Raw genomic sequence first — 21,697 nt, forward strand, 5'->3', positions numbered from 1 at the left:
GGTTAAAACCTTAGTGGCACTCTTAGAAACGCTGAAGTTTCTGCATATTCACGGAACATTGGCAGGCTACCGTATCGGATCAATGAGTTGCTCGGGTGGTGAGGCTAGTTTGGTGGCTGACTCTGCGCAATCAAGAAAAATACACTTCCCTGAGTTATCGGACGATGAAAAGCAACGGATTCAACAGGCGCTGGGGCCTATGGTGACGGTCAATAATCCGCTGGACTATCACACTTATATCTGGGGTGATCAGCAAAAAATGCAGCAGGCATATTCAGCGATGATGGCGGCAGATCATGACCTGACTATTCTGATTTTGGATTTTCCCAGTGAAAAGCGTTGTGCGACTGATGATTGGGAAGTGGCTCTGTATGCATTTGAGGAAGCCGTTAAGGAGACTGGTGCAAACGCGGTTTTGACGGCGAGTTTGTCTGACAATATTCCGGAGACCGTGGTGGCTGAGCTCATGCAAAAAGGCATCGTCGCTATTGGTGGTATGAATGTCACGTTGATTGCAGCGGAGGTGGCAGCTGATATTGGTGAAGCCTGGAAAAGAGCAGTGCCAGTTGCTGTGATGCAGACTCAGCGGATTGCCAATGCAAGTCAACAAAGTACATCTGGTCAAGCGGATCGTGTTGTAAGTAAAGACAGTGGCAATCATGCAGATATGACGAATCACGCAGTGAGAAGTGCTTCATCAATCACACTTGACGAGGCCACTGCCAAGTCACAATTGGCGGCTGTCGGTGTATCGGTTCCATGGGGTAGGCGAGTGGAATCGTTTGAGGAGGCTTTACAATACGCAAGCTCATGCGCTTCACCTGTGGTACTGAAAGCGCTAGGGATTGCTCACAAAACAGAACTGAATGCTGTCAGGCTTAATGTTGAAAACGAGTCCCAGCTAGCGGAGGCTTACGCTGACTTGAGTCAGCTGAGTGAGTCGTTATACCTTGAAGCGATGATCGGGCAAGCAGTCGCTGAGCTGATTATTGGTATTACCCGCGATGTTCAGTTTGGTTTGGTAATGACAATCGGGGCTGGTGGTACGCTGGTTGAGGTTCTCAAAGACAGTGTTACATTGTTGCTGCCTGCCACTGAGGAAGATATCACAGCGGCGCTTTGTAATCTTAAAACAGCGGCGTTGCTAAAAGGTTATCGTGGCAAGCCCGCTGCTGATATTCCCGCCGCTATCAACACCATCCTAGCCATCCAGCGTTATGCGCTTAATCATTCAGATGATTTGTTGGAGCTGGATGTAAACCCATTAATACTATGTGCGACAGGGCAGGGTGCGTACGCTGCGGATGCACTTATTGTTCTCAATCAGGGAGGCAGGTATGTCTGATGTCATTAAAACTCGCCGTGAAGGTGGAATTATTGAAGTTACTTTGGATCGTCCAAAAGCTAATGCTATCGATCTCGCAACCAGTCGGATGATGGGCGAGGTGTTTAAAGGCTTCAGGGATGATCCTGAGCTACGCGTCGCCATTGTGCGCACTGCCGGCGAGCGTTTCTTTAGCGCAGGCTGGGACTTAAAAGCAGCAGCAGAGGGTGATGAGGTTGATGGTGATTATGGAGTAGGTGGTTTTGCCGGTTTGCAGGAATTACGGGACTTAAATAAACCAGTGATTGCTGCGGTTAATGGCATGGCTGTCGGTGGTGGTTTTGAACTCGCGCTCTCCGCCGACATGATTCTGGCCACTGAAAATGCTAGTTTTTCACTCCCTGAGATAAAGGCTGGCACGCTCGCGGACGCTGCGACGGTCAAGTTACCCAAGCGCATTCCTTATCACGTGGCTATGGATTTATTATTCACAGGACGTTGGATGGATGTTCAGGAGGCCCATCGTTGGGGGCTGGTCAATGAGGTTTTGACTGACGAACAGGCACTCAGAGACAGAGCCTGGGATTTGGCCCGGTTGCTGGAGTCCGGGCCACCATTGGTATTCGCTTCCATTAAAGAAGTGGCGCGTGCTGCTGAAGCCATGACTTTTCAGGAGGCTATGAACAACATTACTAAGCGACAATTCGCTACTGTCGATGTTCTATACGATAGTGAAGATAACCTAGAAGGTGCAAAAGCCTTCGCTGAAAAGCGAGATCCGCAGTGGAAAGGTAAGTAATCGCGACTGCTGATTTTATCTGTTTGTGTTGTCAACAAATACCTGTATAAGGGAAAAACAACTCAAACAGGTCTATGGGCAGTGACATCAAACCAAACACAACAGTATTACCAAGAGAATAAATCAGCGCGACTGAGTGCATTGATTATTGTTTGCATCGGCTCCTTTCTCACACCACTGGCTTTGTCAGCAGCACTGGTAGCAACCCCTGAAATTGCCCGTGACTTAAAAGCCGACGCAGTACTTGTCAGTTGGATTCCTGCAATTTTTTTATTGTGTAATTTGATTACGCTGTTACCGTCAGGGCGTGCGGCTGATACCTACGGACGCAAGCGAATTTATAACTGGGGCAGCATTATCTTTTTGGCTGCCAGTATTGGTTCCGGCTTGTCGACGTCTATAGAAATGTTGTTATTCTTCAGGGGATTACAAGGCGTCGGTGCTGCCATGTTTTATGGTAATGGCTTTGCGATCATCAGTAGTGTTTACCGAAGTGGTGGCCGTGGTGCGGCTTTGGGGTGGGTTGTATCCTGCGTGTATTTGGGAATGAGTGCCGGGCCGTTATTTGGTGGCTGGGTCACCGAGCATTTCGGTTGGCACTATGTTTTTTTGGCGATGGTACCGTTTGTGCTGTTAGCCATTGTGTTGACAATATTCACTCTCAAAGGTGAGTGGGTAAGTGACACACCGCAAAGATTAGACTGGTTCGGTGTGTTGATTCTGGCCAGCTGGATAATCTCGCTATTTATTGGATTAACGAATCTGCCTCAACCTCTGGCAGTCGTATCATTACTGGTTTCAATGATGATTCTTTATTGGTTTGTCAGACGTAGCGATCAGATTGAAGCGCCACTAATTAAGCTGAGACTCGTGTGGGAGAATCAACGATTCTCACGATCACTTATTGCCGCTAGTTTCATTTATGCCGGTAGTTATGGGGTGCAGTTCCTCATCGGTTTGTATTTACAATATAACCTTGGCTTGTCACCTTCAGAGGCGGGGCAGTACTTGCTGGTGCAAGCGATTTTGATGGCATTTATTGCGCCCATTGCAGGCCGCTTGTCTGACCACTATCCCGCTTACTTATTGGCGACCTGTGGTGCAGGCTCTGTTGTTCTGAGCTTTACCACGGCCTTATTTTTAAATGATCATTCATCGATTTGGCTAGTGATACTGGCCTTGGCATTTCTTGGTGTGGGTTTTGGGTTATTTTCTACACCCAATAATAGCGGTGCAATGGGCGCAGTCAGCGAAGCACGTCAAGGAATCGCATCGGCACTGATTAATATGTCCCGTTTGTTAGGTCAATTATTCGGAACGGCTTTAGTGACCATGCTGATGTCTCTCTACATTGGTGACGCCGAAATCGAACCTGCGTATTACGATGAATTACTAACCGTTTTACACTGGACCGTTATGTTCTCACTTTGCTGTGCGGTGATCGCTATGTTTGCATCTTTTTCGATGCGTCATATAAAAGTCAGGAATGAAGCTGCATAAGCCTTATTCCAATGATGCTGAGTGTCTCAGTTATCTGGACTTTGCGCGGTGAAATACCACCATTTGTCAGCATCCCGACACTAAGGCATAGTGTTTGCATCAGAATGCGTTTAAGTAACCCATATAACTAAAGGAAAAGGCTATTTATGGAACGTAAAATAACAGACTGGGGTGGCTGTATCGTTGCTTTTATTGCGGTGTTGCTGGTTAACTATCTCTCCAATGCATTGCCACTTAATGGTCAGACACCGAAGGATGTCTCAGACAATTTTCCAACCTTGTTCACGCCTGCCTCGTTTACCTTTGCAATTTGGGGCGTTATTTATCTGGCGCTGGCATTATTTGTTGCCTATCAGGCATTTCCTGCTCAAAGAAAAAATGCACTGATTGCCACTGTGAGCAAGATTTTTATTATCAACTGTGTGGCGAATATCCTGTGGATTTTCTGTTGGCATTACAATCTGATGGGATTATCGCTGGTCATTATGTTAGTGATACTGGTAACACTGATTAAAATTTATAACAAGTTGGGTATAGCCAATAGCCCGGCAACATTCTCTCAACATCTGTTCTTGTTCCTGCCTTTCAGTTTGTATCTGGGCTGGATCAGTGTGGCTACACTGGCAAACATCAGTGTGCTTCAGGTGGCTATGGGCTGGGAAAACCTAGGCCTGTCTGAGGTAAACTGGACCTTGTTGAAGCTGGCAATTGCGGCAGTAGTTGGTGTTGTGGTGGTGCTAAGACGGGGCGACATCTTCTTTGGCTTGGTGATTGTCTGGGCTGCAAACGGAATAATGACTAAGCAAGTAGAGACACCTGAGGTGTTTGGTGCAGCAGGTATGGTAGGAGCTACCGTGATTATTTTGGTGGCATTTGAGTCGATCAGACAGTTATTGGGTAATAGTTCCGCACCAAAGTAGAGTATGCTGCCATAGCTGACTGTAGCCAATGATGTTTAGGCTTGATTAAGGATTAACCGACGGGGTGAAATATGCAATAATATGCATAGTACCCCAGTATCCCTACTAAAAAACGATTTGGTTTTCATACCTTTCCAAATTGTTCAGGGAATGCTATTTGGCCACTTCGGGTGAAGTGGCCTTTTTTGTGCTGATGTAACATTGCCCGATGGTGATACCGTTTTACTGACCATTTCAAATAGCCTTTCTAATGCGCTAAATCAGCCCTGTCAGAAGTCACCATTCGCGCCCCGCTCCATGATAGTAAGAATAGCCTCTTTAACCGCGATCGCCTCTTCCAGAAGCTCAGGTGGTAGCGTTTTACCACCGTAAATCATCATATCCATATTGAGTGCGTATAACCAATACTTACCATTTTTATCTTCAATCATGGCGATACGACAGGGGAGATACGCTGAGAACGCGTCGCGATAATTGACCATCTTCATCGCTGTTTGTGGGTTGCAGAATTGATAGATTTTCAGGAAGCGTTGCTCTTCACCGGTCATTAACTCAACCTGAGTTGATAGGGGCAGCTCGCCCACGCCACGAATATTCAATTCAGTAGCCGTTGAGCGCATTGCTTCTTCGGCATCTTCCCAGTCGACATCCTCTGCAAGTGCTTGTTTCCAAACGGTTGCACTGGCTGAGTCACCATTTTCCTTTAGTTTCTGCCACATCTCAGTGTAGACGCCACGGGCTTTTGGATCGAGTGCTTTGAGTGCCTCAAGTTCTGAGCCAAACTTACTGTAACCATAGGCAACTGCGAGAATTGCGATAAGGCCGATGATTGCTAGAATATTCCTGATAAGTCCCAAGTTTTGCTCCTGATTTCTTCTTCCCTCGAACGTCGATTATCAACATATCTATTACTACTAAAGCAATATCTATTTGTGAATACTGCACAATAAATCAGTGATTTATAGTAATGATAGGCTTGTTGACCGAGCTGGGATGAGTATGGTGTTATGACCACATCAACCTTAATGGTTTCTCAAAGGAGATGGAAATTATGGCACATATTGTTGTACTCGGTGCAGGTACTGGCGGCTTACCTGCGGTTTATGAGCTTCGTGATGTACTCGGCAAGGATCATAAGATTACGCTTGTCAATGAGCGTGATTATTTCCAATTCACCCCCTCTAATCCATGGATTGGTGTGGGCTGGCGTGAGCGCAGTGATATCACTTTCAAGGTCGCGGATTATGTTGGTAAGAAAGATATCGACTTTATCAGTAGTCGATGCACAGATATTGATGCGGAGAATAGTCAATTAACATTGGAAGATGGTCAGTCAGTCAACTACGACTATCTCATTATCGCTACAGGGCCTAAGTTGTACTTTGATGAAGTGGAAGGCAGCGGCCCACATGGTGGCCACACTCACTCTGTTTGTACGGTCGACCATGCCGAAGCATTCTATGCGGAATATCTAAAACTCATTGAGAAAGGTAGTGGCCATATTGTGATTGGTGCGATGCCATTTGCCAGCTGCTTTGGCCCAGCTTATGAGTTTGCACTGATTGTCGATACTGACCTGAGACGTCGTAAAATCCGCGATAAATTCAAAATGACTTATGTGTCTTCAGAGCCTTACATCGGCCATCTCGGCCTTGGTGGTGTGGGTGATTCTAAGAGCATGCTGGAGTCAGAACTACGTAATCACCATATCCAGTGGATTGTGAATGCTAAGACGACTAAGGTCGCAGCGAATAAGTTATTCGTTGATGAGCTGGATGCTAAAGGTGAATTGTATGAGCAGCATGAAATAGATTTTGATTTGGCTATGATGTTGCCCGCCTTCTTTGGTATTGAATGCGTCGCTAAGGTAGAAGGGCTTTGTAATCCTCGTGGCTTTGTTATGGTAGATAAGCATCAGCGTAATCCGACTTATCAGAATATTTACTCAGCAGGAGTGGCTATCGCGATTCCTCCGGTTGAGGCGACGCCTGTGCCTACTGGAGCTCCTAAGACTGGCTATATGATTGAGTCTATGGTGACCGCCATCGTTCATAACATTGCGTCCGAACTAAAGGGTGAGGAGCCTGCAGCAGAGGGTACCTGGGCGGCACTCTGTTTAGCTGACATGGGGGATACCGGAGCTGCCTTTGTGGCGATTCCACAGATACCGCCGCGTAATGTGGCCTGGTTTAAAAAGGGTAAATGGGTACATCTTGCCAAGATTGCCTTTGAAAAGTATTTCATTCGTAAAATGAAGCAGGGTGTCTCTGAGCCCTTCTACGAGAAGTCGATGCTCAAGATGTTGGGGATCAATCGTTTGAAGTAATGATTGCGTCACCCTCGCAGGTAAGACTTTTAAGGCATATCACTTTGGTATGCCTTTTTTTATGAGCGAATATTTTAGTTTTTTGCGTCAACTTGCATCCAAGCCGTTCTGTCTCGGCGTATAGCACTTTCATAATAATGATTAACAAAAACTCGAGTAGATTATGGAACTGATTTTTGGCTATATCGCCGGATTGCTTACACTGATTAATCCCTGCGTATTACCGGTGATACCCATCGTATTAGCGTCTGCTTTACAAGCAGGTCGTCATGGCCCTCTGGCAGTCGCTGCCGGGATGAGTTTGTCGTTTATTGGCTTGGGTATGCTGGTTGCGACTGTCGGTCATAGCATTGGGCTCACTGAAAGTCTGTTATCTCAAATAGGCGCAGTGCTGATGATGATCTTCGGACTAGTCCTGTTAGTCCCTCAGTTCAATGAGCGTTTTGCAACAGCCACTGCCGGTCTTGGCAGTAGTGCCGACGACCAACTAAATAAAGTTGCTCAGACCAGTATGAAAGGCCAGTTCTTTGGCGGCATGTTATTGGGTGCTGTATGGTCGCCCTGCGTTGGCCCTACCTTGGGCGGTGCCATCTCTTTGGCGAGTCAGGGGCAAAACCTGCTATGGGTGCTGGCTATCATGAGCAGTTTTGCATTGGGCGTCTCCACGGTTATTTTGTTATTGGGCTACGGAACACGTGAAGCTATTCGTAGTCGACAACAACAGTTACGCGGACTAGCTGAACGAGCGAAACCGATTCTCGGAATCACTTTCCTACTCGTAGGTCTGATGATCTTTTTTAAATTCCATCACGTAATAGAAGGGTGGCTGGTGAGAGTATTGCCTGACTGGTTCCAGAATCTCTCAATTACTTACTAAATAAGGAAAAATATTATGAAACGTCGCACATTTTTAAGCATGGTAGCTGGTTTAACCCTAGTTCCAGGTCTACTGTTTGCACAAACAAATTTGATGTATACCGATGGATTGATTCAAAAACATTTGGATGAAGGTAAGAGTGTATTTGTTGATTACGCTGCTGACTGGTGTGGTACCTGCCGACTTCAGGGGCAGTTAATATCGCAACTTCGTGAACGTAACCCAGAGTACGATAAGAACATTGTGTTTGTGACCGTCGATTGGGATTCTTACAGTACTCATGACGTGACGAGCTCTCGCAACGTACCGCGTCGTTCGACCTTGCTGATGCTTAAAGGTGAGGAAGAACTCGGACGAATTGTTGCCGGAATCGATATAAATGAGATTAAAGAACTATTGGATAAAGGCCTGAATTAAGCCTCAACTGCTAAATACATGACAGCGTTTTAAAAGCGTGTCAGATAAAAAAAGGGAGCCTGTTTTTTAGCAGACTCCCTTTTTTATTGCGCACTCCGTTAATCAAACAGTTATCAGTAACTATTTAGTTAGCACACTTAGAAGCGTACCGAACATAGAGATGAGTGATCAGGTCCTGTCTTGCGCCATGCGCCTGTCCACGTTCCTTTGTTGTTAGCAGCGATAATCGGACATTTAACTTTTGCCTGATTAGCATCTCAGATAGGGCCAGCAAAGATCTCGCGAACATTAGCCGCTGCCGGAGCAGGTTTTGGCTTGAGGTTGACATAAGTCGTTTGCGTGGTGACAACTGTTTTGGTTTGAACCGCTGTAGGTGCTGATCCCGATGTGATTTCACACACAGACTGATGAGTGGCGGTACTTAACTTGCGCCATTTGTTTGTCCAGCGAGCATTGTTTTGTGCGGCGATTAAAGGGCACTTCTGGCTAGCTTGCGCCTGATCCCAAATTGGGCCTGCCGGAACTTCGCGGGTATTGCTGCCTGGTGTGGATGAGGCTGTTTGAGTTGGGGCTTGTACAACGGGTTTTTGTGTGGCGAGTGTTTTTCTTACCTGAGATAGGGGCTGATATTTGATTTCACAGACTGCCTCGTTATTTGGGCCTGTCTTGCGCCATTTACTGGTCCAAGTACCATTAGTTTGTGCAGCGATTAATGGACATTTACGGTTTGCTTGTGCTTGATCCCAGATACCACCAGCGCTGACTTCACGAATACTACCTTTGTGCGGAGCTTTAACAACCGGAGGCGCTACTGGCTTCACCGGAGGCTTAATGGCTACCTTAATCTGACAGCTAGACTTGTTGTCTTTTGTTGACCATTTTTCGGTCCATACACCATTGTTCTGTTTGGCGATATTTGGACAGCGCTGCTTTGCATGATCATTACTCCAGATACGGCCTGCGTTTACATTCATGATCTTATGCGTAGGTGGTGGGATAACGGGTTTAATTTTGACCTCAACCTGACAGTAAGACGGTTTACTCTCCGTTTTTTCACTCCAGTTTTTAGTCCAACGTCCATTGTTTTGTTTGGCCAGTTGTGGGCAGCGCCAATCTGCATGGGCTTGATTCCAGAGTTTGCCAGCATCGACCGAGATTAGTCTGACTGTAGGTTTGATAGGAGGCTGGCGAATAGGTTTATGACTTGGCTTGGCTATAACCGGGTCTGGAACGACAACCTGACATACCCCATTGATAGAGCCTGGGGTCTTCCAGTAACGACCATTCCATTTACCGTTTAACTTGTCTGCAGCTCTTTCGCATTGAATTTTCGCAAAGAGCGAATTAAAGATTGGCCCGGTTTCAGCATTAATGGTTTTTGCCTGTGCACTGTTCATTCCAGCTGTTACCGCTGCGATACCCAGTGACAGACTAATAAGTTTTTGTTTTTTTCCACGTGTAAGTAATTGTTTCATTTATAGTGTTTCCTCAATTAAGACTCCATTTGCGCATTAACGCTAGCATAATATTTTGAATATCAGCGAGAATTACCTGACCGGTTAGTATGTACGGCTTGAAAATATTGCTTTATGCGTTAAACCCATGTCACAGATGGTTATATGGCTTAGCTGGAGCGATATTCAATAGAGTAAAACCTCATTGGTTCTCCGGTAAGCTCATCTTACTAGACTGGAGTCTCCCGAAATCGTTCCGGATGGCATTGGCAAATCATTGAGGGTGGATCAAAGGCTATGAGCCACTTCAGCCACAAACCGACGCATCCATTGATGGGCAGGGTTATGCTGTAATAGTGGGCTCCACGCCATTTTGAGATCAAAGGGTGGAATTCTGAATGGTGGCTCTTTAATGACCACGCGAGGATTGTCACGTTGAAGTTTAGCGGCTCTGAATGGCAGGGTCACAATCAAGTCATTGCTCTCAGCGAGTAGCATAGCGGCTTGATAATGACGTGTGAATACGGTGATACGACGCTGTTTGTTAATTTTTCGTAGCGCCTCGTCCACCCAACCTAAGTGTTGGACATCGTGAGGGTTCATACCGACACCAACGCCCATGCCCGTTTTACTAACCCAGATATGCGCGGCTTGCAGATAACTTTCCAGCGTAAAGTCATTCAGAATTGGGTTGTCGACACTGATTAGACAGGCAAAGCCATCTTTCCAGACTTCCTTTTGATGAAAGGACAGCGGCATTTCTTCGAATCGATTAATGACCATATCCACTTTGCCTTGTTCAACATCCTGAAAACTGACGTCACTGGGAGTCATAATATCGAGGATAATACCGGGTGCTTCTTCACGCAGACGGTGCAAAATGTGGGGAAAAAGAGTGGACTCAGCGTAGTCACTCGCCATGATCCGAAAAAAATACTCCTCGTTCGTCGGGTCAAATGACGCTTGTGGCTGTACTGCTTTATCAATTTTTGAGAGCACATCTCGCACAATGGGTTGCAGTTGTTGAGCTCTTTCTGTCGGCGTCATTCCCTCGCTGGTTCTAACAAGTAAGGGGTCATCAAATAATGTGCGCAAGCGGCGCAGGCCATTGCTGAGAGCGGGTTGACTGAGGCCCAGATGATCCGCTGCTTTGGTTACATTTCGCTCTCGTAACAGCACATCAAGATAGACTAATAAATTGAGATCAACACGTCCGAGATCGACCATAAGAAAATACTACTATTTTTCTGGTGAATAATAAAAATAACCCGCATTTATTTCAATTATGTCGCAGTGCGGCATAAGATGAATGCAACTAACTTGTTTTGAGGAAGAATCACCATGTCACAATACCAAGAAGATATGTTGCACGTTGCTAACCTTCGTGAAGCTGCAGGAAGCTCATGGAACGCTATTAACCCAGAGTCAGCGGCTCGCATGAAGCTACAAAACCGCTTCAAGAACGGAATCGACATTGCCAAGTACACAGCCGATATCATGCGTGCTGACATGGATGCCTATGATGCTGATTCTTCTCAGTATACTCAATCTTTGGGTTGCTGGCACGGTTTCATCGGTCAACAAAAGCTGATTTCTATCAAGAAGCACTTCGGCACGACTGACAAGAAGTACTTATACCTTTCTGGCTGGATGGTTGCTGCACTACGTTCTGAGTTTGGTCCTTTGCCTGATCAGTCTATGCACGAGAAGACATCTGTCGCTGGTTTGATCGAAGAGCTATACACATTCCTACGTCAAGCTGATGCTCGCGTCCTAGGCGGTTTGTTCCGTGACTTAGATGCGGCTTCAGAAGCAGATAAGCCTGCGATTCAGGATCAAATTGATAACTTTGAAACTCACATCGTTCCTATCATTGCTGATATCGATGCTGGTTTTGGTAACGCTGAAGCGACTTACCTGATGGCTAAGCAGATGATCGAAGCGGGTGCTTGCTGTATCCAGATTGAAAACCAAGTATCTGATGAGAAGCAGTGTGGTCACCAAGACGGTAAAGTAACGGTTCCTCACGAAGACTTCCTGGCGAAGATCCGTGCAGTACGTTACGCATTCCTTGAGCTTGGCGTAGACAACGGTGTGATCGTTGCACGTACTGACTCTCTGGGTGCTGGCTTGACTAAGCAAATCGCTGTTAGCCGTGAAGAAGGTGATCTTGGTGATCAGTACAATAGCTTCCTGGATTGTGACGAAGTAACTCTGGATGATATGGCTAACGGCGATGTTGTGATCAAGCAAGGTGGCAAGCTAGTACGTCCTAAGCGTCTACCCTCTAACTTATTCCAGTTCCGTCCTGGTACTGGTGAAGATCGTTGCGTACTTGACTGCATCACATCACTACAGAACGGTGCAGACATGATCTGGATCGAAACTGAGAAGCCACACGTTGGTCAGATCGGTGGAATGGTTAACCGCATCCGTGAAGTGGTTCCAAATGCTAAGCTGGTTTACAACAACAGCCCATCATTCAACTGGACGCTGAACTTCCGCCAGCAGGTATTCGATGCTTGGACTGAAGAAGGTAAAGATGTTTCTGCTTATGACCGTAACAACCTGATGTCAGCTGACTACGATGAGTCTGAGCTGTCTACAGAAGCTGATAAGCGTATCCAAAGCTTCCAGGCTGATGGTGCTCGTGAAGCAGGTATCTTCCACCACTTGATCACGCTACCGACTTACCACACAGCGGCATTGTCTACTGACAACCTTGCTAAAGAATACTTCGGTGAGATGGGTATGCTGGGATATGTTGCTGGCGTACAGCGTAAAGAGATCCGTCAAGGTATCGCATGTGTTAAGCACCAAAACATGGCTGGTTCTGACATGGGTGATGACCACAAAGAATACTTTGCAGGTGAAGCAGCTCTGAAGGCTTCTGGTAAAGATAACACCATGAACCAGTTCTAAATACAGGAACTGTCTGAAATTAGTTTAGTGTGATTGGGCGGAATTTATTCCGCCCTTTTTTTATGTTCAAACTAGCTTGTGTAAATATTTGATGTGATACCTCAGTCAGCCTGATGATTCACAGCTAATTCCAAAAGTCTTTTCAGTTCTGCTTTTTCCCTATCTGTCATATGAGCCAGCCGGTCTTGCTCCAGCTTAACTAGTGAGGAGTGGGTTGATTCAACCAGTTCTATACCAATCTTTGTCAGGCGAGTGCGTACCACACGACGGTTATTCTTATCTCTTTCTCTGATCAGCCATTTTTTTTCTGCCATGCGGTCCAGTAAGCGGGTCACATCGGGCACACGGGTGATTAAATGTTTTCCTATTTCACCGCTTGGCAGTCCAACATCCTCCTTGTCATGCACGTAAATGACGCGTAGGGCACTGTGCTGCAATGCAGTCATTCCCCAGATCATAAGTAACTGATTTATCTCAGCTAAAGTCTCGTCACTGTATTGGTTAGCTTGTTTGAAAATATCAGCCTCAATACTGCTTATTCCAATTTCTGGTTTACGATTCGGTTTTGTTGGCATATACTTGTTATAACAAATGTTGTGATAACTTGTAATTATACGCGATGACTATCACAAGTTCTAATAGAAAGAGGTTTCAAAAATGGTTAATCAATCACGTCGTCAATTATTAAAAGGTATGGGTTACGGAATGGCTGCACTAGCGACGGGCTCTGCAGCGTCAACCGTAATGGCTGCTGCGCCGAGTGAGACGATTAATCAATCCATGCAGTTTGTATTGCCAAGCTGTGACATCACGATTTATATGCAGCAGACGATCGGAAAAGAAATTGTTTCCTTGATGAATCTGACGGATCAACCAGTCACGCTGGATAGTATTAAGCCGGTTGGCTTAGAGCATATTAATGGCTCGCTGGTCGTGCGATTGAATAATGTTGCGGACGGTAAAGTGGTGATTCAACCGGGTGAGCGATTGGCATTTGAAGTCGAAGCGACTAGTCAGGGAAGTGTAAATGCGTCGGGTATACCGAATGTGTTAGCTGGTCATGTGAATATAACCTCTGACCACCCAGCGTTTAACGGTAAGATTCCGGTGACTGTGTTTGACTCGCAAGTTGCCTGAGTCGTTATAGAAAGATCAAATGCGTAGATTGAGGGTGGAGTATTCCACCCTTTCATTTATCTAAATGACTCTATTGATAATTGACGCTAAGCCAGAGCGCCCTACCACTTATCCCGCTCATTCAAAGACCAATTCGGCATAACACCCAGCAAATACCGAAAGCAATTGCTGGATGCTTAGTCTTTCAAACCTTTCGATAAACGCTAATTACTTCACCAAAGTATAACAAGGCACATACGCCTCAGCGGCAATCTTCATGCGCTTTTGATCAACGAACGAAGCTAGCATTTTATCCATGCGTTGCATAATGTCAGGGTCACCCTGAATCTCAAAGTTACCATGCTCCTCAATCGCTTTCAGACCTTCCTCTTTCACATTACCGGCAACAATTCCCGAGAACATGCGACGCAAATCTGCCGCTAAAGCATGACTTTCCTGGTCCTTATTTAACTGCAGATTACGCATGTTTTCATGATTAGGAACAAATGGCCTCTGGAAGTCACTATCGATTTTCAACATCCAGTTGAAGTAATAAGCATCGCCATGCGATTTGCGGAATGCGCGCACTTCTGCCATACCATCTTGCATCAACTGAGCCACACGCTCCGGATCTTCAATCACAATCTCATACAAAGACTGCGCTTTTTCACCCAAGGTTGCACCGATGAATTCATCGATCTGAGCGAAGTAATCCTTAGAGCTTGCAGGGGCTGTAAATACCAATGGGAAAGGAATCTCCGCATTGTCAGGGTGCAGTAAGATACCCAGGATATACAAGATCTCCTCAGCAGTACCCACACCACCAGGGAAGACCACGATGCCGTGACCAGTTCGAACAAAAGCTTCAAGTCGCTTCTCGATATCCGGCATGATAACCAGCTCATTCACAATCGGGTTTGGAGACTCCGCAGCAATAATGCCCGGCTCAGTAATCCCCAGATATTGGCCGTTGAGAATACGTTGCTTCGCATGACCCACACTCGCGCCCTTCATGGGGCCTTTCATTGCACCGGGGCCACAACCAGTACAGATATCTAATTCACGCAGACCGAGTTCATAACCCACTTCCTTCGTGTAGTCATACTCCAGGCGAGAAATAGAGTGACCACCCCAGCAAACGATCAGATGAGGGCTAAGACCCGGACGCAACACATCCGCATTACGCAGAATGTGGAAAACCGCATCAGTGGTCAGATCACAGTCATTGAGATCAAACTTAGGGTTATCAATAATCGCATCATTGATATACACCACGTCACGCAGTACAGAAAACAGGTGCTCATTGACACCCTTAATCATTTTGCCATCAACAAAAGCGCTGGCGGGTGCGTTATTCAGCTCTAATTTGATGCCACGCTCTTGAGAAATAACCTTCACGTCAAAGTTCTCAAAGCGATCGATCAGTTCCTTCGCATTATCCGAATAATCACCATAGTTCAGAACCGCTAAAGAACAATTCCGATACAAACGGTAAACACTGCCCTGACTGTGATCCAGCAGGCGGCTGACTTCCATTTTTGATAAAACATCGAGGTGACGGGCGGGAGAAACTTTTGCATCAATAACAACTGAACTCATTAGCGCATATTCCTTTTTTGTATTAGATTTTATTGTGGGAACACCAGTTTAATGGATGTTCATGACATGAGCATAACATTTTGCGGTTGATTTGAAAGGTTGCTATGCTCAGCACCCATCAAAAGCAGATCTGCGCCGTGAAATTACCTAACCCCGTTCACCGTCTACCGTTTATAGAGTTCATCACCCTCATGGCACTGACCACGTCGTTGGTCGCCCTGTCGATTGATGCCATGATTCCTGCACTACCGGATATCGGGCAGGCACTGAATGTTGAAGACAGCAATGACAATCAGCTGGTTATCGCGATGGTGTTTTTGGGCATGGCAGTCGGGCAAATATTCTTTGGTCCTTTTTCTGATAGCTACGGGCGCAAACCATCCCTCTATCTGAGTCTTGCGGTATTTGTTGTTGGTTGTTTATTATCAGCAACAGCAACGAATTTTACCGTAATGTTGGTCGGTCGTTTACTGCAAGGGATTGGCGCGTCCGGCCCTCGCGTTGTTCCCATGGCACTGATTCGTGATGAATACGAAGGCCGTGGCATGGCGCGGATTATGTCATTGATTATGATGGTTTTTATTCTGGTGCCGATGCTTGCGCCTATGTTTGGACAGTTGATTGTGTACCTGTCGAACTGGCGTGGCATTTTTTATAGTTTCTTATTAATGGCGATGATGCTGTCACTGTGGTTTGCATTCCGTCAACCTGAAACGTTGGCACCGGAAAAGCGTAAACCATTCACTTTAAAAGTCATTCTAAACGGCATCAAAGAAGTGCTAAAAACCCGTAAAGCATTCGGTTACACCTTGTCCGTCGGGGTGGCATCAGGGCCGTTTTTGGCCTACCTAAGTACCGCACAACCGATCTTAGAAGAGCAATACGGATTAGGCGCGACCTTTACAATTTACTTTGCGGTACTTGCGTTATCGATTGGTATTGCCTCCTTTGTAAACTCAAAAATGGTCATCAAATACGGCATGCGGTTTTTATCTCACTACGCACTGACCGTGATCATCGTAATCTCGGTGCTATTTTTACTCCTGATGTTTTTTATGAGGAGTGAGCCGCCGTTGATGTTCTTCATGGGTTATCTCATCATCACTTTATTTTCGATGGGGATAATCTTCGGCAATATGAATGCACTCGCGATGGAGCCATTAGGTCATATTGCCGGTTTAGGGGCGGCGGTTGTCGGTTCATTATCCACCTTGATTTCTGTGCCGATTGGGATTGTTATTGGGCAAGCCTACCAGCAATCCGTCATGCCTTTAGTGGTCGGATTTTTACTGTGTACACTGATTGCTCTGGCCTTGATGTTCTGGGCGGAAAAAGGCGCAACTGAGCCGGTTTCTGGCAGCTAATTATCTGTTGGATATAATGGTTTTTGGGTACACCTTAAAATAGTGATAGACTAGCGCCACACTCTCGGGGGGCCAAATGACAGGCTGAGACGTTCATTAGAACAGACCCGTAGAACCTGACCCGGTTAGTACCGGCGTAGGGAAGAGTTGCTGGTCTGTTACCACCTCCCTTTATCCTGCCCGAGACTACCTTTTTTGACCCCTGATTAAGGTATTTCATTATGAAAAAATTAAGCCTGTTGCTCTCAACACTGGCACTGTGTGGCGCTACTCAAGCGTCCGACCTGACTGTTTACACTTACGATTCATTTAACTCCGAGTGGGGCCCTGGTCCTAAAATCGAGAAAGCATTCGAAGCGACTTGTGACTGCGATATGGAATTTGTGGCTGTTGATGATGGCGTGAGCATTCTCAACCGTTTAAAAATTGAAGGCGAGAAGAGTAAGGCAGACATCATTTTAGGTATCGATGATGCTTTGATCGAAGTAGCTCGCGAAACGGATTTAATCGCCGAGCATGGCCAAACACTGGAAGGCCTAAACGAAGAGCTAAAGTGGGATGATAAGCAATTCGTGCCCTTTGATTATGGTTATTTCTCCTTCGTTTACGATAGCACCAAAGTTGAAAAACCGGTCACTTCACTTAAAGAATTGGTTGAGTCTGACGCTAAGGTTTTATACCAAGACCCTCGTACCAGCACACCGGGCCAAGGCTTAATGCTGTGGATGAAAAGCGTTTACGGCGATAAAGCGGATGAGGCATGGAAGCAAATGGCCAGCCACACCGTCACGGTGACAAAAGGCTGGTGGGAAGCATACAGCATGTTCCTGAAAGGCGAGTCTGACTACGTGTTGAGCTACAACACATCACCTGCTTATCATGTGATTAATGAAGAGAAAACGCAGTACAAAGCGGCGTTGTTCTCAGAAGGTCATGTGGCGCAAGTTGAAGTGGCTGCTATGTTGAAAAGCAGTAAAAATCAGGAATTAGCGAAGCAATTTTTGGGTTTCCTGACGTCAGAAGAAGCGCAGAAGATTTTGCCCGTCTCTAACTCCATGTTGCCAGTACGAGCTGGGGTTGAGTTGCCGGAGATTTTTGGCCAGCTGATCAAGCCTGAGCGTATTGGATTTACGCCGAAGGAAGTTGCTGAGAACCGTAAGGAATGGATCAAGGAGTGGCGTACGTCTGCCGCTAAGTAGTATTGGTGGTCCCGTCCCGATAGCTGGTATTGATCTCACTTCGCCGACTCCTTTCAGTCGTAAGGTCTGCGTGATTTCAATCCCAGCTATCGGGACTGCTTCTGTGGGGGCTGAGAGGGGAGTTTTTAATGGCTTGGTTCTTGGTTCTTGGTTCTTGGTTCTTGAGTTTGATGCTTATGAGTATGCTTTTATCGTTTTGCTGCTTATTGTCGTGAGTTAATCTCTGATTTAGTGTGTTTCTGGCATGCTCCTCGGCATGAAAAATAATATTAATAATGTCGTTCTGGCGCTCAGTGTTTCATTGTGTTGTATTTCTCCTCAGGTCTTTGCAAAGACGTCTGAAGCTATCGCGCCGGATTTGGTGCTCGCTAAGGTTTATAAGAAACGCTCGGATATTTCGCGTTATTGGGTCAGCGAGAAGCTCGATGGTGTGCGTGCTTACTGGAACGGTGAGCAGTTTATTTCCCGACAAGGTAATGTGTTCCATGCACCGGCTTGGTTTACCGAGGGCCTTCCAACGCAGCCACTGGATGGTGAGTTGTGGATTGCGCGGGATAGTTTTGAGCAATTGCTGAGTACGGTCAGTAAAAATGATCCGGTCGATGAGGAGTGGCAAAAGGTCAGCTATAGGATCTTTGAATTGCCGGATGCCTCTGGCACATTTTCACAGCGTATTCAGCAAATGAAAGCTTTGATTGATGAGGTCAGTAGTCCACGCCTAAAGCTCGTTGAGCAATATCGCGTGCCATCTCATAAAGCGTTAATGGCAAGGCTGGATGAGGTTGTAAGTGCTGGTGCTGAGGGCTTAATGCTTCACCATGAAAGCGCACCTTATCGCACGGGTCGTAGCAGTGATTTATTGAAGGTGAAACGCTTTGACGATGCTGAAGCACGAGTCATAAAACACCTGCCGGGTAAAGGTAAATACGCGGGAATGATGGGCGCTTTATTACTGGAAACACCAGATGGTATTCGGTTTCGGATTGGCTCAGGCTTTAGTGATGAAGAGCGCCGAAGCCCGCCAGAAATCGGGGCTTCGGTGACTTACAAATACTATGGAAAGACTAAGAAGGGTAAACCTCGCTTCGCCAGTTTTCTTCGGGTCAGGCAGTCGGTGCTTGAGCAGGCAAAGCTTCAATAATATCTTCAGGTTCTGGGTGTATTCGATAACCTGCGTCTACAGAACGATATATCACCAAACCATCGCTCCTACGCAAACTGCCGGTAAGTATTTCAAACGCATACCGGCAGTGTGTCGATCTTTAAATAGCGACGGCTATTACTTCTTCCATGCAAATTTTTCAAACACAGCGTCAACCGGAATCTCAGCAATGTGGTTTACGTAGTTGCTCATGACTTTTTGCGACAATCCCAGCACGATTTCCAGCAACTGACGCTCGCCATAGCCTGCATCGTAAAAGGTCTTAACCTCTGCATCAGTCAAGTTGCCACGGCTACGAACCATCGCCAAAGTAGTGTCATAAAGTGTCTGCAATTTCGGTGTTGGCATTGGCTCGCTGTTTCTTAAAGCTTCAGTTAGCGCTGGGTCAACCTTCATCATGTTTGCAATGCCAGTATGTGCTGGTACACAGTAATGACACTCGTGCTCAACGTTGATGGTCTGCCATACAACTGTCAGCTCTTCATTATCAAACGATGAATTTACAAATAACTCATGCAGCTTTTGGTAGCCTTCCAACAAACCAGGTGCGCTTGCCATGACGCCATGCAGGCCAGGAATTCGACCATTGGCTTTGAATGACTTTTCCAAAAACTCTTTGCTCTCAGCGGGTGAAGTGTCTAAATCGTGAATGGTTAAAGTAGTCATAATGTCTCTCCAAGTGTTTATTAGGATGCTCCCCAGAGGGGAAAATTAATGTTCAGTGGGGTGACTATAACTAGACTTGAACGATTGTTCAATATATATTTGAGTAATTGTTCAAGTACAGAAAAAGGGGCCCGTTATGGCCAATACCGTTAAGTACGACCGTCAGGATGTGATCCAAAAAGCGACTGACTTATTCTGGGAGAAAGGCTTTCACGCAACATCAATGCGTAATCTGCAGGAAGCAATCGACATGCGACCCGGTAGTATTTACGCGAGTTTTGGCAGTAAAGAAGGCTTGTTCAAAGAGACTTTGCAGTATTACGCCGATGACAGTTTGGCGTTGTTAAAGTCGTATGCTGAAGATAATGACTCACCACTTGAAGCATTGCGTGAGTTTTTAACGAGTGTGGTGATTAATCAAAAACAGGCACCGAGTAATATGTGCATGTTAGTAAAAACCATCTCAGAACTGACAGACGACAATGCAGAGCTACTCGCAGATGCGAAGCAGTTGTTAAGCGGAGTGGAAGTTGAGTTTGCTGAGCTGTTTACGCAAGCGCAGGCTAAAGGTGAATTGGATAGCGCTAAAGATCCTAAGCGTTTGGCTAGCTTGCTACAAATGCAGCTGATGGGCCTCCGTGCTTATGCGCGTGCAAATGAAGGCTCAGACCAAGAGATAAAAGCACTAACGGACGATGCTTTTGCCTCATTGGTCAGATGACTGGTAAAGAATTTGCGCTCGTATCATTAGACCTGCTTATTAAAGCAACTATGCGGGTTGGCTCGCTTTGTCAGCTGCTAGCATTTCAGTCAGCACCTGCTTATAAACTTCAACCGCCTCAGCAAGTACCTCACGATTAGAAATATCTTTTCCGTCAGTAAAGTAGGCATCAAACAGGCGCATTTTTAGCTCAGTCTGTTTGCCCGATGCTTTAGCATATTCCAGCAGCATGTGTGCATCTCGCGTATTGACGATCCGCATGTCATCAAAGAAATCAAAGGTGAAGTCCATCTCAGCACCCAGTCGTGCGATGTTATCGGCATTACCTTTTGCTTCAGCGGTTGATGTACCGTATTTACGCACAATGTGCTCGGTGATATTTTCACCTTCAGGAGGCATGTCAGGATTCAGTTCAAAAGGCTGCCATGTGATGTCAATCTGATCTTGAACGCCAAGCTCATCAATTGCTTGTTGTAAGCGTTTATAACCAATAATGCACCACGGACAAACGACATCCGAAACGAAATCTAGCTTGAGGGTTGTGGTCATACGACGTCCTTTTTAGTTGAGTGCTGTTTGTAGAAATACAGTGCAATAGTAATGGCAGCGAAAAATACCAGATGTAGCACAAACTTAATATCTAAGCTGAAATTTAAACTGGGTAACTGGTCGATCTGAAGCTGTTGAAATGAAACCAGCTGCACAATCATTGCATTCGCAGGAGGCGCTATCACTGTTGTTAGCCATGAAAACGCCAGCGTAAACAGTGTGATAATCCACACTTTGGATGTTTTCAAAATAACGATACCACTTAATACACCGTAAAAAATTGACACTGCTAAATGAGCCGCCCATGCAATTGTGAGAGCAGGGGTGCTGCTCCAATGGCCGAGTTGTTGATATGCAGCAGTATGTCGACTGGTTAATGTATCCATACCAAACCACGGCTGTACTACGATAAATATGATTCCCATAACCACACCGAATAATGCCGCCATGATCAGTACTTGTGTGCGGAATGTACTTTTGGGTTCGCTAAATGTTGTTGCGTTAGTCACGCCAATATCAGTAATTAAGTTTAGCTCCTTTGTAGGTTGCAGTGAGCGTGATACTGGTATTTCAGTAGTGCTCATGTGAGTTAGTGGATGTTTTGTGGGGAGACTATAATCATGAATGAACGATTGTTCAAATTAATATTGAGTAATTGTTCAATATTAATTTATAGGAATGAAATTAGTCAGTATTTCGATTTTGCCAACACTTGGGTTAATTAGATCAGCTATTTTGTGATATCTAAATCCTAATGAGGCGGCTAGTTCGCGCAAGTCCAT

General features: G+C 45.9%; 21 protein-coding genes, 1 pseudogene and 1 riboswitch. Of the genes and pseudogenes, 13 read left to right on the forward strand and 9 right to left on the reverse strand.

What is annotated here, in order from left to right:
• Positions 1-13 precede the first annotated feature (13 nt).
• From DKW60_RS04960 to DKW60_RS04975, 4 genes are all read left to right on the forward strand, one after another.
• Complete coding sequence (locus DKW60_RS04960; RefSeq protein ID WP_219988637.1) at positions 14-1,345, forward strand: acetate--CoA ligase family protein; 1,332 nt, start codon at positions 14-16, stop codon at positions 1,343-1,345.
• Positions 1,338-2,123 carry a carnitinyl-CoA dehydratase gene (locus DKW60_RS04965; RefSeq protein ID WP_109836559.1) on the forward strand — a complete coding sequence of 262 codons (786 nt, stop codon included), beginning with the start codon at positions 1,338-1,340 and terminating at the stop codon, positions 2,121-2,123. The genes DKW60_RS04960 and DKW60_RS04965 overlap by 8 nt, the downstream gene beginning before the upstream one ends.
• Positions 2,124-2,204: 81 nt before the next feature.
• On the forward strand, positions 2,205-3,623 hold the full coding sequence (locus DKW60_RS04970) for an MFS transporter (RefSeq protein WP_181389587.1): 1,419 nt from the start codon (positions 2,205-2,207) through the stop codon (positions 3,621-3,623).
• A gap of 146 nt (positions 3,624-3,769) precedes the next feature.
• Positions 3,770-4,543 (forward strand): TspO/MBR family protein, encoded by a 774-nt coding sequence (locus DKW60_RS04975; RefSeq protein ID WP_109836561.1) that lies wholly within the window; start codon positions 3,770-3,772, stop codon positions 4,541-4,543.
• Between the two features lie 269 nt (positions 4,544-4,812).
• On the opposite strand, the gene DKW60_RS04980 is transcribed toward DKW60_RS04975, so the two are convergent.
• Positions 4,813-5,400, reverse strand: a complete 588-nt coding sequence (locus tag DKW60_RS04980) for a DUF302 domain-containing protein (RefSeq protein ID WP_109836562.1) — start codon at positions 5,398-5,400, stop codon at positions 4,813-4,815.
• Positions 5,401-5,594: 194 nt separating this feature from the next.
• On the opposite strand from DKW60_RS04980, the gene DKW60_RS04985 reads away from it, so the two are divergent.
• From DKW60_RS04985 to DKW60_RS04995, 3 genes are all read left to right on the forward strand, one after another.
• Complete coding sequence (locus DKW60_RS04985) at positions 5,595-6,869, forward strand: NAD(P)/FAD-dependent oxidoreductase (RefSeq protein ID WP_109836563.1); 1,275 nt, start codon at positions 5,595-5,597, stop codon at positions 6,867-6,869.
• A 163-nt stretch (positions 6,870-7,032) separates the two neighbouring features.
• A complete protein-coding gene (locus DKW60_RS04990) occupies positions 7,033-7,746 on the forward strand; it encodes a cytochrome c biogenesis CcdA family protein (protein ID WP_109836564.1) in 714 nt (237 codons plus the stop codon).
• Between the two features lie 15 nt (positions 7,747-7,761).
• Positions 7,762-8,163 (forward strand): thioredoxin family protein, encoded by a 402-nt coding sequence (locus tag DKW60_RS04995; protein ID WP_109836565.1) that lies wholly within the window; start codon positions 7,762-7,764, stop codon positions 8,161-8,163.
• A gap of 137 nt (positions 8,164-8,300) precedes the next feature.
• Here DKW60_RS04995 and DKW60_RS24635 read toward each other — a convergent pair.
• The 3 genes and pseudogenes from DKW60_RS24635 to DKW60_RS05010 all read right to left on the reverse strand — a co-directional run.
• A pseudogene (locus DKW60_RS24635) lies at positions 8,301-8,405 on the reverse strand (hypothetical protein); the annotation flags it as partial.
• A 15-nt stretch (positions 8,406-8,420) separates the two neighbouring features.
• Complete coding sequence (locus DKW60_RS05005) at positions 8,421-9,638, reverse strand: mannan-binding lectin (RefSeq protein WP_109836566.1); 1,218 nt, start codon at positions 9,636-9,638, stop codon at positions 8,421-8,423.
• Between the two features lie 267 nt (positions 9,639-9,905).
• Positions 9,906-10,844: a LysR family transcriptional regulator gene (locus tag DKW60_RS05010; protein ID WP_109836567.1), complete on the reverse strand. Its 939-nt coding sequence runs from the start codon at positions 10,842-10,844 to the stop codon at positions 9,906-9,908.
• Between the two features lie 114 nt (positions 10,845-10,958).
• Here DKW60_RS05010 and DKW60_RS05015 point away from each other — a divergent pair, with 114 nt between their 5' ends.
• Positions 10,959-12,539, forward strand: a complete 1,581-nt coding sequence (locus DKW60_RS05015; RefSeq protein WP_109836568.1) for an isocitrate lyase — start codon at positions 10,959-10,961, stop codon at positions 12,537-12,539.
• 101 nt (positions 12,540-12,640) lie between these two features.
• Here the strand turns inward: DKW60_RS05015 and DKW60_RS05020 are convergent, their stop codons facing one another.
• Positions 12,641-13,114 (reverse strand): MarR family winged helix-turn-helix transcriptional regulator, encoded by a 474-nt coding sequence (locus DKW60_RS05020; protein ID WP_109836569.1) that lies wholly within the window; start codon positions 13,112-13,114, stop codon positions 12,641-12,643.
• Positions 13,115-13,196: 82 nt separating this feature from the next.
• On the opposite strand from DKW60_RS05020, the gene DKW60_RS05025 reads away from it, so the two are divergent.
• Positions 13,197-13,676: a hypothetical protein gene (locus tag DKW60_RS05025; RefSeq protein WP_109836570.1), complete on the forward strand. Its 480-nt coding sequence runs from the start codon at positions 13,197-13,199 to the stop codon at positions 13,674-13,676.
• 207 nt (positions 13,677-13,883) lie between these two features.
• Here the strand turns inward: DKW60_RS05025 and ppnN are convergent, their stop codons facing one another.
• Entirely contained in the window at positions 13,884-15,254 is a 1,371-nt protein-coding gene (gene ppnN / locus DKW60_RS05030) for a nucleotide 5'-monophosphate nucleosidase PpnN (protein WP_109836571.1), read from the reverse strand.
• Positions 15,255-15,391: 137 nt separating this feature from the next.
• Here ppnN and DKW60_RS05035 point away from each other — a divergent pair, with 137 nt between their 5' ends.
• From DKW60_RS05035 to DKW60_RS05045, 3 genes are all read left to right on the forward strand, one after another.
• Entirely contained in the window at positions 15,392-16,618 is a 1,227-nt protein-coding gene (locus tag DKW60_RS05035; protein ID WP_245929588.1) for a multidrug effflux MFS transporter, read from the forward strand.
• Positions 16,619-16,673: 55 nt separating this feature from the next.
• A riboswitch (TPP riboswitch) is annotated at positions 16,674-16,778 on the forward strand.
• 61 nt (positions 16,779-16,839) lie between these two features.
• A complete protein-coding gene (gene thiB, locus DKW60_RS05040) occupies positions 16,840-17,817 on the forward strand; it encodes a thiamine ABC transporter substrate binding subunit (RefSeq protein WP_109836573.1) in 978 nt (325 codons plus the stop codon).
• 256 nt (positions 17,818-18,073) lie between these two features.
• Positions 18,074-18,958, forward strand: coding sequence for a DNA ligase (locus DKW60_RS05045; protein WP_109836574.1), 885 nt, complete (start codon positions 18,074-18,076; stop codon positions 18,956-18,958).
• Positions 18,959-19,096: 138 nt separating this feature from the next.
• Here the strand turns inward: DKW60_RS05045 and DKW60_RS05050 are convergent, their stop codons facing one another.
• Positions 19,097-19,645, reverse strand: coding sequence for a carboxymuconolactone decarboxylase family protein (locus DKW60_RS05050; RefSeq protein WP_109836575.1), 549 nt, complete (start codon positions 19,643-19,645; stop codon positions 19,097-19,099).
• A gap of 136 nt (positions 19,646-19,781) precedes the next feature.
• Here DKW60_RS05050 and DKW60_RS05055 point away from each other — a divergent pair, with 136 nt between their 5' ends.
• Entirely contained in the window at positions 19,782-20,366 is a 585-nt protein-coding gene (locus DKW60_RS05055; protein ID WP_109836576.1) for a TetR/AcrR family transcriptional regulator, read from the forward strand.
• A 48-nt stretch (positions 20,367-20,414) separates the two neighbouring features.
• Here DKW60_RS05055 and DKW60_RS05060 read toward each other — a convergent pair whose 3' ends face one another.
• Together DKW60_RS05060 and DKW60_RS05065 are read right to left on the reverse strand one after the other, a co-directional pair.
• Positions 20,415-20,915, reverse strand: a complete 501-nt coding sequence (locus DKW60_RS05060; protein ID WP_109836577.1) for a DsbA family oxidoreductase — start codon at positions 20,913-20,915, stop codon at positions 20,415-20,417.
• Positions 20,912-21,499, reverse strand: a complete 588-nt coding sequence (locus DKW60_RS05065) for a hypothetical protein (protein WP_109836578.1) — start codon at positions 21,497-21,499, stop codon at positions 20,912-20,914. Before DKW60_RS05065 ends, DKW60_RS05060 begins: the two co-directional genes overlap by 4 nt.
• Between the last annotated feature and the right edge of the window lie 198 nt (positions 21,500-21,697).

The organism is Leucothrix pacifica (assembly GCF_003172875.1).
Taxonomy (GTDB): Bacteria; Pseudomonadota; Gammaproteobacteria; order Thiotrichales; family Thiotrichaceae; genus Leucothrix; species Leucothrix pacifica.